The following is an 11,258-nucleotide window of genomic DNA, read 5'->3' as shown; positions in this document are numbered from 1 at the left end:
TAAATCTTTAAACATATATAAATTATATGATTTTAACTATCTTACAAAACAAAAAGTAGAGCATAAGTATTAAGATACTATAAACTTTAGAAATTAATATAATATATATTGAATATGACAGGAATAAGCTATGAATAAAAAATAGACACTTTTATTTCAAGCAGTTAATAACAGTTGTTATGATGGAGTTCATCAATTACTTAATGAAGGTATTGACATTAATGCCACTAAGGAAACTCTCATTTGTATTGCGCTATCTGCTTGCATAATGTAGGCAAGTTCTACTTGGATATAAAGCTAGTATATACAAGTAGAATCTCGCGGTATTAGTGCTTTACTTTATGTTATTGAATAAAAGGCTATTCAGAAATAGTGCAATCTCTACTAAAAAAGAAAAAGATTGATGTTAATACAGAAAATCAATTACAACTATCTTAAGATGGTTGTATTAATAAAGTTGAACAAATATGAGGAGTATGTAAGAATTAAAACTTTACTATGAAGTATGCCCTTAGAATGTTTTTATTGTTAGCACTGATATTACTAGTAGCAAGTTTACCAATAATAAATAATTGGCTTTCAGGTTATATGCGAAATTCTAAAGAAAGCATAAAAGAACGTGATATATTAGATGATAGTTATTTGGATAAGAAATTAGATGATTATATATCTAGAAACATTGATAAAATTGTAGATAATATACAGGACAATTTAATCAAAAATAGACTAGCATTAAAGGAAAAAGAAACAAAAGATAATATTGAAAAACATAAAAATGAGTTGCATAACTTATTCTATCCACATTTTGGCAATGAAAATAGTAATGTAATCGTTATTGAATTCTTTGATTATTCTTGCGTTTATTGTAAACGTATTAAAAATGATGTACAGCAACTTATTAATGATGGTAAAATAAAATACATATTTAGAGATATACCAATACTTGGTAAGTATTCTTTTAAAGCCGCTCAAAGTGCTTTAGCTATATATTTTATTGATAGTAGTAAATATTTGGATTTTCACAATTCTTTACTAAGTTGCAATGATGAGCTTTCTGATATAGTAATACTAAATATAGTAGAAAGTATTGGAGTTAATAAGAATGATTTTTATAAATCAATGGAAAAACATAAAGATAAAATTAATCAAATGATATACGATAGTAAACTTTTAGCAAAAAAATTATCTATCGAAGGTACTCCTTCTTTAATAATAGGAAATAGTCTATTTGTTGGCGCTACTGACTTAAATATATTGCGCGATAAGGTAGATGAATTAAACTCCTTGAACAAAACTTTGTCATGAGAAAATAAAGAAAGATTTAGTCGAGATGAAAATGCTTAAGTTTAAAGTTCAATCTGATAATCAGAATTTATAACTTAAAATTTAAAAAATGAAACCCGAATCTTCGTTGCATAATATGGAATTAATATTTTTTGTTATATTGTTTATCGATTGATTAATTTCATTAGTATGAATGTGCTGAATTTTTGAAAGAACATAGCACGCTAAGTCAATTGGAGCTTCAGGTCTCCCAATTCCTATCCTTATACGTAGGTAGTTATTACCTATGCTGCTATCTATTGACTTAAGTCCATTATGTCCAGCTGAACTACCTCCTCTTTTTATTTTTATTTTTCCAACTGACAGGTCAGCATCATCATGTATAACAATAACATTATTTAGTGGAACATTATAAAAATTCAATATTTTTTTTGTAGGAGAACCAGAGTTATTCATAAACGAATAAGGCTTTAGCAACATGACTTTATTACCTTCAATACTGCCAAAAGAAAACAAACTACCTTTCTTTACTGAAAACCTTAAAAACTGCCAAAACAAGTGAATAGAATCAATAACAGAGAACCCTACATTATGATAAGTACCATCATATCTACTACCTGGATTACCAAGCCCAATTATTAAATGCACACTATTCTGCTTCTTTCTCTACTCCTTCATTATCATCACTAACTACAGAAATGGTAACAACAGTAAAATTCTCTTCTCGTGATGCAAGTTTTACATTTTCTGGTAACTTTACATCATCAATATGTATAGATTGTCCGATAGCCTTACCAGAAAGATCAACTTCGATATATTGAGGTATATTGTTAGGAAAACATCTTATAGGAACAAAACGATGTAAAATATTTAACACACCACCTAATTTTATTCCAGGTGCTTGATTTTCATTAACAAACGATAACGGAACGTTTACTTTTATTTCACTATCTTTATTAACAAATTGAAAATCGACGTGCTGTACAGTATCTTTTACAACATGTAATTGAATATCACGAACAACTGCATACTCTTTTTTACCAGATATATCAAGCTCTACTAAGTGAGTGGACAGAGAACCAGATTTATATTCTTTTGTAAATTCTTTATTAAACAATGTTAATTTTATACTTTCCCTACCCTTACCATATATGACTGCGGGTATTAACCCACTTGCTCTTAGAGAAAGCATTGCTTTACTTCCTTGAACATTTCTTATTTCCGCATTCACATTAACAATCTCTTGCTGCACCATTTGTACCTTTATTAACTATAACTTACTTTAATTTATCATAAACAAAAACTCAACTCAAGAACTTCTTTAGATAAGTAAAATTTCTTTTCTTAAGAAAGAGTCTGAAGAATGAAAAACATAAAACTCAAAATAAATTTTTTATTTCTAAGTTTTTATATTCTTATTATCATTCACCTGATGTAGAAACAACTCCCTTTTCTTTTAATAAATTTTGTAATTCTCCGCTTTCATACATTTCTCTAGCAATATCACAACCACCTATGAATTCTCCTTTTATATAAAGTTGTGGAATTGTAGGCCAATCAGAAAATTCTTTTATCGCCTCACGTAACTGATCGTCTTCAAGAATATTAACACCTTTGAATTCTACATTTAATTTCTTTAGTATTGATACTACGACTCCAGAAAAACCACATTGTGGAAAGCTTGCAGTGCCTTTCATATATAACACTACATCATTTTCTCTTATATCTTTTTCTATTTGCTCTTTTATATTTTGTGAAGACATTATTTCTACCCTTTATTTTTTTATTCAGCTCTAGTTTCTAATTGTAATGCATGTATATTCTTAGTATTTAAAACCTGATATACCATTTTATTTTGCTGTACCCTTGTTTTATTACTGAAACTTTTAGAGACTATTCTCAGATAATAATGATCATTATCACCAGCAAGATCCTTGATTTCTATATCAGCACCAGGAAAAGATTTTTTTATTATTTCTTCAAGCTCGTAAATTTTTATTGGCATACTATTAAATAACTTCACTTATCAAAATAATTATTCTAATAAATTAAATTACATATTTCAAGAACACTTTAATTGTATATTACATTTCCTTTGAAAATCGCTATAAACATAATTTTATTTATACTTTATATTTTTTATCAATTTTTAAAGGAGTTTATTAGTAAATTCACATAGATTGCTAATTATACATTGACCACACATAGGTTTTTGTGCTTTGCAGATATATCTACCATGTAAAACCAACCAGTGATGAGCGTAAAGTAAATATTTATCTGGTATAATTCTTAAAAGAGATTGTTCTGTTTTTAGTACATTTTTTTCTTCCACAAGCCCAATCCTATTACTAACCCTAAAAACATGAGTATCAACAGCTATAGTTTTCATTCCAAGTACTGAATTTAGAAATACATTGGCACTCTTTCTTCCTACTCCTGGTAAAGAAATTAAATCATCAAAGTCAGTAGGAACTTTGCTACTATATTTCTCAATTAGTATTTTGCTTAGCTCAATCACGTTTTTTGCTTTAGAGTTATATAATCCTATGCTGCTTATGTGCTTTTTTAACTTATCTTGCCCTAAATTTAACATTTTATCTGGGGTATCAACAATGTTAAATAGCTCTTTTGTGATTTTATTAACGCTAACATCAGTTGTTCGTGCAGAAAGAACTATTGCAATAAGCAAAGTAAAGCGATTGACATAATTTAGCTCTATTTTTGGTATAGGGTTCGATTGTTTGAACCTTTCAAAGATTAATTCTACTTTCTTTATATCCATTAATAGAGTTAAAAGGTTATGCTACTACTTCAACATGTATTATTCAACTCCGTTAATTGTTTCAGTAGGAACGAATTGCTGCATGCTATCCAGATCAGACATATTAGTATCTACATAATCAAAATTTCTTTCAGATAACTCTTTTTCTAGATCATTAAAAACATACTTCTTGAGAAAAGATAGAATAAGTGGCATAAATAATTGGCGCAGGTCATACCATTTTAATAGATCAGTTTCTTTTTGAACTCTGTCTTTTGGATCCTCTTCTAATAAATCTCTTGCGTACTTTTCAGCATATATTTCAGAGCCCTTTGAGAAAATAGGAGCTAACGTTTCAATTAATACTGCCAATAACAACAGTGAACCAAGTATAGCTCCACCAACAGTTAATCCGTTAGCAATGAAATTTGTTGTAACTAAATAAACAGAAAAAGTAGCTAGAGGGTATTTGATAAGAAACTTATCAACTAGCATCATATAGCTTATTTTAGTCATAAATTCATCAGTAGAAATATCTGAGTTTTTATATTTCTTTATATAAAAAGAACATAATAAATAAGCAACACTCTCAATAATTATGCTAAATGCTATGATCCACCATGAAAAATAGCAACCTATTGTAATTATAGCTAATAGAGCTAAAGGGATAAAACTTATTGTTTTAACGAACAGCATACGATCTTTACGCTCTATAAATTTCAATGATAATGCATTTTTATCTTCTTTAATTAGATCTTTTTGCTTTTCTAGAGGAGTAATATAATTGAATAATTGTACGCTTGGCTTTTCTAAATATTGACTTAACTCTTTCATTAACTTTGCACTTTTTTTACTCTTCTTCAAAGAATCTAAATCTTGATCTTGCAAAATCCAACCTACTTGAGCTTTAAGTTCATAATAGCTTTTTAGGTCTTGTTTAAATGAACCATCTTTTTTTAGTATAGCAACTAATTCATTAAAATCCTTACCTACAGCATCTTCCTTACTTACCCTCAGTTTATTAAATAACTTAGATCTATAATGAAATTCTTTTTTACTTAGAAATCCATTGCTTTCAGCATGAAAATCAATTTTTTTACAAGAATTTCCTGACTTTAATGGCTCAATATATTGCTCTAAGCTTTTATAGGCTTTATATATTCGATCAAACCTTTCTCTATCTCCACCTTTATCAAGGTGATTTACGAGTGCCAACTTATGGTATTGACCTCTTAAAAATTTTCTGAGAAATTCGTGATTCTTATTTACAACATCTTCAGAATTTATTTCTAATATTTTAAATTCAGAAGCGCATTCATCAAATTCATGTTGAGTGAAAGTATAATGTTCAGGCATAATATACTGCTATATAAATATGCATTCATGCTAATGATAAGATATAGATTTGTAAAGCTTTTTTATGTTTACTAATTTTTGTAAAAAACTTATAAAAATATTATGTTAATAATCTTAGCACTTTTCTTAAAATACAAGTTATACTAATATAAAAATTTACCCTTTTTTAGAGAGATTACTTTACTATTCTATTAAGCTATTAATATAGAATTTTAAAAGTAATAATTAAGAAAGGAGTATATATTATGTCTAAGAACACAAGAGTGATACAAGATGCCATAAATCAAACAGGTAGATCTGGAACTGAATCTGTTGAAGATGTGAAAATTACAAATGATCACGCTTTTTATAAATTAATTTGTGAAAAAGTAGCTCACAGGGATTTTTCAGTACCACAATTTAATTTATTATACAACGAAATTTCTGAAAAAATGATTCATAAACCTTTTACTATTCAAGAAGTTAACGATTTTTGTCGTAAAAAAGGTGTTCCCTTATTTAAGGTGGATGAATTGCTTAAACTTGTACCAGAAGATACAAAAGATTATGTAGATTATAAAACAAATACTGTAAAAAATCAGGATCACGGATATATTGCTGAAAACATCAAAGTTCAGGCTTTATTTACGAAAGCAGATTTGGTCGATCACCATATTGATCAAAATTATATTGTAGACTCTGATGCATATTATGGATTTTTATATGCACAACATGTTGCAAATTATATTTTTAAAAATCTTGAAAAAGGTGTGAATGAGCAATCAATCAGACAATCTTTAAATCTTATTAAAAGACAAGAAGTTAAGGACTTATTGGAAAAAATCCCTAATGGAGGCATGAAAGAATGGTTTAATGATCAAAAGAATAGAGGATATACTGACGAAGAAAATCATGTATTGTACGAAAAAATCTCTGAAGAACTCGTACATACTAGTATGAATATTAATCAAATTAAGGAAATATATAATAAATATAATATAACACCTCCAACAGAGGATGAATTCAAAGGGTTAGTTAAGATACAAGAAGAAAAGAGGTCTAGCGACAATCATGAGGAAAAAACAGGGTTAACATTTCAAGGTAGAATAAATATAAAAGTTACTGAAGATGGTACACAATCTTCAAGCGATGAATTTAATTTAAATATTGATTTATTTCAGGATAAAAATTTTGAAGACCTTGATAATGATTCAAGGAGGATTGAAAATAATGAGGGTCTTCTAAAAGAACTGGAAGCTACTGTGAAAACATTCAATACATTCTTTGGTATAAAGAAAGATAATAATCCACTTCTCACACATGGAGATGTTGCAAATTTTAGACTTTTCTTATTTCCAGATAAAGGAAGCTATCAGAACTATTTAAGTGATGGCCGTGATATTTATATACCAGGTGGTGGTGCTGCCCAGTCTTCAGATAACAATTACATTAGCAACATGTATTCTCATGCTGAAAATAGTAGAGGTGACTTTAATCACGATGGAAAGTCAGATTACAATGACTATAATTATGTCATAAAACACGAATTTGTCCATGCTTTAACTTTTTATTTAACTTCTAAACTCGATCTTGGTAAAGTTTTGATGGAAGGGCTTGCTGAATATGTTACACATTTAACAGAAGGAGAAAGAGTGGCAGATTTTGCAAAAATGGTTGATGATAAGTATAAGGGAAAGACTTTAAAAGAGATTATTAAAGGAGATATTGACCCTTATAAGACAGGTGCAGCAGTAATAGCATATATTGAACAAACATATCCAAATTTTATTGATAATTTACTTTATGCAGCAACTGAAGATAGAAAAACCTTGAATGGTCGTTTTTACTTAAAAAAAATGATGGAAGATATTTATAAAAGTGAACAAGAAAAAATTAAAACTGGTGAGGGATTTCAAAAATGGGTAAAAGATAATTCAGTGGCAGAAAATAATGTGAATAATATTCAACATGATGAAGGCCACATTTCAAGTACTGATCATAATCCAAATGAGCAAGTAAGTCAAGAACACCGCGATCAAGAGAGTGATACACGAGATATGGGAAAATATGGCACTCCTGGTATTATTGCTAAAGCTGCAAGTAATATCTATAATAATGTGTCTAGTAGTGTATCTAATTGGTGGTCAAGTGGTAGTAAACCTGAAGTAGAAGAAAGTGATATATCTACATCACAAAATTCATTAAGAGGACTAGATAGAAGAGATGAGATGCAATCTCAAGCTTCAATTCAAAGCATATCAAGATCGAAGAGAACGACATCTCTTGAAGATGAAGAACAAGAACGAACAGTTTTCAAAAATACTATTTTAAAAATAGAAGAAAGTCGTGATCAGAATATAAGTGGAAAGCATAAAGCAAATGTAACTATAGAGTATAATGATATAAAAGCTTTATATGATAGAGCAGAAGGAACAGAAAGACAATCTGTTTTAAAATTCTGGAATAAGTTACACGAATCAGGATATAAAATTGGTGTTCTGCCAGAAGAAAAATATTATTTTGAGAACGGTAAATTCATAATTCATGATAGTAGTACAAAAAAGCTTATAGTACTACCTAAAGATAAGATATCTCTAAAAATTATGAAGCTTGATGATGATTATGATTTGGTCATAACTGATAATCAAGGAAAGTTAATAAATATTATAAGTAAAATAGATGATTTAAATTATGATTTACTTTCAAACACAAATGGATTTAGCTTAGAAACATCAGAAAATATACAGATTTCTGATCCATATGGTAAACATGATTCTTACTTAATAAATGGTTTAGGTGAAGAAATCTTTCAAAACTATGGTGCAGATCATAATTTTATATAGTACTTATGTTTATAATACAGCTACCACAGAGTAGCTGTATTATAACTCAAGTCTTTCAGTATGTTATGGAAGAAGCTGAGAAGGTACTGCAAACTTAAGAATGAGCTAATTTACGTGTATTCCAGCTATAAATTGTCTTCCATGGCTGAAAATTTTTAGGTAATTTCCTCTATTGACAACCTGCCCTCATTACATATATTACCGGCATTATCCTAGTATCGTGTTTTCTCGGTCTACCTGTCTTTTTTGTCTCGAAATATGGCTGCAAAATTTCCCATTCTTTATATCTACTCGAGTACATCTTAATCTCACATTTTTAATACTGTTCATATCACGTTTTTCTTACCTATTATAGTAGTTTGTAGACAACCTCTAAGTCTTAAAATATTAATCTTTTTCATTATATGAATTACGGACTTTATTAATAGTACTTGAGCATCAGCCCACTGTTGTAACAGATAAAACTACTACAGCTAAAGATTAAGGAATACATGAAGTATGTAAATATAGTGTAATAAATAAAGGTACTACTTACGCAATTGATAAAGCTACAGAAACTAACACCAAATTATATGAAAGTGAAGACCTTCAACCTATATGTGAAAGCAGCAGAGAAGCGCAAAATGATTCAACTACTGTAGAGCAAACTCTTCCGTTTATAGAGCTGACAGCTCATCTTCCGCTGAACTATATTTTGATAACAAAGAAAACTCCGCAGACTAAAAATCATCAATTCAACCAATTGTAGCTGGTGTTGTTGGTGCATTGTTATTGGCAAGCGGTGTCGCATTGTATATCATGAAAAACAGTGGTTGTTGGATTACCTTGTGTGAGTTATGCGTTGTATAATACTTTAAAGCCTGGTACAAAGCTAGAAAAAGTGGAAGACATAAAACAGCCAATAGTTTAGTCTTCTTTGAATCCAACATAAAATGGTATGTTAACAAAACACATAAGGATTAAGATAATTTTTTCAAAAAAGCGATTGAATCACTAACCCGACATGCCTCCCTCACACTTTTGCCAATTTCTTTAACTTGAGCTTATGATTATTGGATACCTTATGGTAAAAAAGACCTCTCATGTCTTTTAACACTAAAAAAATCACTTAGTCAATAATCTTTGATTATTTATTATTAATGATAGTCCTAGAAACACTAATAATAAACCAACTAATAAAAACATTATATCAATCGTAATAAAATTGATTAATAAGGCACCAATTAGAGGAGATACAATCATGAAAAAGTTTTGGATAGATTCACTGAAGGCAGAAACTGAGACAATAACTTCTTGTTTAACTTCTGTCTGTAATAAGCCAGCGTATGGTACATTAATAAGCACTCCTGTTATTCCAAATAAAAACCATATTAATATATAAAAATATACAGATAAATTTACCTGATAAAAAGCCAATGACCCTAAAAGAAATAATAATAACCCGCCAAAGATTTGTCCAACAGAAATTAATGATATATATCTAAAGCGGGTAACATAACTACTACTGAACCAACAACACTGCCCACGCCTATAGCACTTATTGCTACTGCATATATTGATGCACTAAAATTCATAAACTTATTTAAAACTATTATATAAAAATCGAATATAAATATTATGGCAAATCTTAACGCACTGTTGATAATAACAACACTTAAAAATTTATTACTTTTAATTTTATTACCAACACTTATTAGCTTTTTATATATAAAGGTTAAATTACTAATCTTATTATTAGGTAGCTTGATCTCTGTAGCTTTTACAGGCAAGCTGATAGCTTTTATAAAGCATGCAGACACTAGAAAAGTGAAGGCATTTATAATAAACAGAGATTTTACATTATAATACAAGATTAACAGCCAGCTAAATGCAGGACCAGTAATTTTTGCAAATTGATTTTAGGTATACAAAAATCTTGATGCTTTTAGCGATTAGTCATTAAGAATCATACATTTCAAAGCTATTTGTCTAGAAGGTAAGAAAAAACAACGGCATATTTCTTCTAAGAATAGTAGTAATAAGACTGCCTTATAATTATCAGCTAAAAAACACAAAATAATAGATAAAACTGCTCGGAAAACATCAGAATAAATTAAAATAGGTATTGGATTTTGTTATCTACTAATGCTCCTACAATTGAACCAAAAAAGACGCTTGGAGCTGCCATAACGATTGCAACAACAGCAAGCGTTTGCGAGGGTAAATCAATGTTATAAATAAATAATGAGGAGATAATAGGTATTACCATCCAGTCTCCCAAACTTGAAATAAAGTCAGCAATAAGCAAATTAACATAGTTAGCATTACTGATTAAACGATTTATTTGTACCATATAATACCTCATGTTACATTAGACTTGACATGCCAAATGGTATGCCTTAGCTTGAAATCCATTATTAAAATTAAATTTTAAACCTAAATGGTTATTCACATTCACGTCGAGGTGAATTTGATTATAACAGATCCTCTTACTTTCTCTTTTAATCTATCAAATCAATTGATGTCCATAGCCTTTTGACCGATACTCAGGCAGAGTGATTAAATCATCAATATAAATATATTTTCCAAACGCAAACTTATAGAGCAACCTATACCCTAAGATAGCAACAAGCTTATTAACTACGTATTTACCAACAACTTTATAACCGCTGTTATTACACAAAGACATAAAATTAGCTATAAAAGTATTTTGATTATCAACATGTGCATATAGTACACTAATTAAACTATACAATTGTTCAGGATTAATAGTCTAAGATATCATATTAAATAAGTTGTTGTTTCAGCCATTCTAATTCTTTTATTTTTAACTCAGCTATTTTCTTTATATCATTTTTATTTTCATCATTTAGTTGCTTTAAAATAGGATATACGTTTTTCTCATACCAAGACTTAAGTGAATTGTACAAAACCTTTATGTCATCATCATGAAACTCAAAATCTCTATAAAATAATGATTTGTTTAAAAGGTTATCTAGCTTAATTTTGAAAGTATTTACTCAAAGATAGAAAAGAATAGTTATTAAAAATGGGAA

13 protein-coding genes are annotated in these 11,258 nt (G+C 28.9%); 2 read left to right on the top strand and 11 right to left on the bottom strand.

Annotation, left to right across the window (positions count from 1 at the left end):
* The first annotated feature begins 498 nt into the window (after positions 1–498).
* On the top strand, positions 499–1,305 hold the full coding sequence (locus V6U76_RS02835; protein ID WP_408647415.1) for a DsbA family protein: 807 nt from the start codon (positions 499–501) through the stop codon (positions 1,303–1,305).
* An 81-nt stretch (positions 1,306–1,386) separates the two neighbouring features.
* On the opposite strand, the gene pth is transcribed toward V6U76_RS02835, so the two are convergent.
* From pth to V6U76_RS02805, 6 genes are all read right to left on the bottom strand, one after another.
* A complete protein-coding gene (pth, locus tag V6U76_RS02830; RefSeq protein WP_333023508.1) occupies positions 1,387–1,932 on the bottom strand; it encodes an aminoacyl-tRNA hydrolase in 546 nt (181 codons plus the stop codon).
* A 1-nt stretch (position 1,933) separates the two neighbouring features.
* Positions 1,934–2,539, bottom strand: coding sequence for a 50S ribosomal protein L25/general stress protein Ctc (locus V6U76_RS02825; RefSeq protein WP_333023507.1), 606 nt, complete (start codon positions 2,537–2,539; stop codon positions 1,934–1,936).
* 166 nt (positions 2,540–2,705) lie between these two features.
* Complete coding sequence (grxD, locus tag V6U76_RS02820) at positions 2,706–3,047, bottom strand: Grx4 family monothiol glutaredoxin (RefSeq protein ID WP_333023506.1); 342 nt, start codon at positions 3,045–3,047, stop codon at positions 2,706–2,708.
* Positions 3,048–3,067: 20 nt separating this feature from the next.
* Positions 3,068–3,289 (bottom strand): BolA/IbaG family iron-sulfur metabolism protein, encoded by a 222-nt coding sequence (locus V6U76_RS02815; protein WP_333023505.1) that lies wholly within the window; start codon positions 3,287–3,289, stop codon positions 3,068–3,070.
* Between the two features lie 144 nt (positions 3,290–3,433).
* The gene (nth, locus tag V6U76_RS02810; protein ID WP_333023504.1) at positions 3,434–4,066 is read right to left on the bottom strand and encodes an endonuclease III; all 633 of its coding nucleotides are present in this window, start codon (positions 4,064–4,066) and stop codon (positions 3,434–3,436) included.
* A 39-nt stretch (positions 4,067–4,105) separates the two neighbouring features.
* Entirely contained in the window at positions 4,106–5,401 is a 1,296-nt protein-coding gene (locus V6U76_RS02805; protein ID WP_333023503.1) for a molecular chaperone DnaJ, read from the bottom strand.
* A 245-nt stretch (positions 5,402–5,646) separates the two neighbouring features.
* Between V6U76_RS02805 and V6U76_RS02800 the strand changes: the two genes are divergently transcribed.
* Positions 5,647–8,223 carry a hypothetical protein gene (locus V6U76_RS02800; RefSeq protein WP_333023502.1) on the top strand — a complete coding sequence of 859 codons (2,577 nt, stop codon included), beginning with the start codon at positions 5,647–5,649 and terminating at the stop codon, positions 8,221–8,223.
* A gap of 1,104 nt (positions 8,224–9,327) precedes the next feature.
* Here V6U76_RS02800 and V6U76_RS02795 read toward each other — a convergent pair.
* The 5 genes from V6U76_RS02795 to V6U76_RS02775 form a co-directional block, all read right to left on the bottom strand.
* Positions 9,328–9,639, bottom strand: coding sequence for a hypothetical protein (locus tag V6U76_RS02795; protein ID WP_333023501.1), 312 nt, complete (start codon positions 9,637–9,639; stop codon positions 9,328–9,330).
* A 50-nt stretch (positions 9,640–9,689) separates the two neighbouring features.
* Positions 9,690–10,073, bottom strand: a complete 384-nt coding sequence (locus V6U76_RS02790; RefSeq protein WP_333023500.1) for a hypothetical protein — start codon at positions 10,071–10,073, stop codon at positions 9,690–9,692.
* Positions 10,074–10,315: 242 nt separating this feature from the next.
* Positions 10,316–10,555, bottom strand: coding sequence for a hypothetical protein (locus V6U76_RS02785; protein ID WP_333023499.1), 240 nt, complete (start codon positions 10,553–10,555; stop codon positions 10,316–10,318).
* Between the two features lie 156 nt (positions 10,556–10,711).
* Positions 10,712–10,957: a GNAT family N-acetyltransferase gene (locus tag V6U76_RS02780; RefSeq protein WP_333023498.1), complete on the bottom strand. Its 246-nt coding sequence runs from the start codon at positions 10,955–10,957 to the stop codon at positions 10,712–10,714.
* Positions 10,958–10,988: 31 nt separating this feature from the next.
* The gene (locus V6U76_RS02775; protein ID WP_333023497.1) at positions 10,989–11,132 is read right to left on the bottom strand and encodes a hypothetical protein; all 144 of its coding nucleotides are present in this window, start codon (positions 11,130–11,132) and stop codon (positions 10,989–10,991) included.
* Positions 11,133–11,258 lie beyond the last annotated feature (126 nt).

The organism is Wolbachia endosymbiont of Pentidionis agamae (assembly GCF_036711655.1).
In the GTDB taxonomy this organism is placed as follows: Bacteria; Pseudomonadota; Alphaproteobacteria; order Rickettsiales; family Anaplasmataceae; genus JAZHPY01.
The sequence above is the reverse complement of the archived record's forward strand: the minus strand, read 5'-3'. Positions and strand labels throughout refer to the sequence as shown.

Coding starts and splice junctions, on each gene's coding strand:
- V6U76_RS02825 (WP_333023507.1), bottom strand. CDS start 2,539: ATGGTGCAGCAAGAGATTGTTAATGTGAATGCGGAAATAAGAAATGTT.
- V6U76_RS02800 (WP_333023502.1), top strand. CDS start 5,647: ATGTCTAAGAACACAAGAGTGATACAAGATGCCATAAATCAAACAGGT.
- V6U76_RS02805 (WP_333023503.1), bottom strand. CDS start 5,401: ATGCCTGAACATTATACTTTCACTCAACATGAATTTGATGAATGCGCT.
- V6U76_RS02835 (WP_408647415.1), top strand. CDS start 499: ATGAAGTATGCCCTTAGAATGTTTTTATTGTTAGCACTGATATTACTA.
- grxD (WP_333023506.1), bottom strand. CDS start 3,047: ATGTCTTCACAAAATATAAAAGAGCAAATAGAAAAAGATATAAGAGAA.
- V6U76_RS02815 (WP_333023505.1), bottom strand. CDS start 3,289: ATGCCAATAAAAATTTACGAGCTTGAAGAAATAATAAAAAAATCTTTT.
- nth (WP_333023504.1), bottom strand. CDS start 4,066: ATGGATATAAAGAAAGTAGAATTAATCTTTGAAAGGTTCAAACAATCG.
- V6U76_RS02785 (WP_333023499.1), bottom strand. CDS start 10,555: ATGGTACAAATAAATCGTTTAATCAGTAATGCTAACTATGTTAATTTG.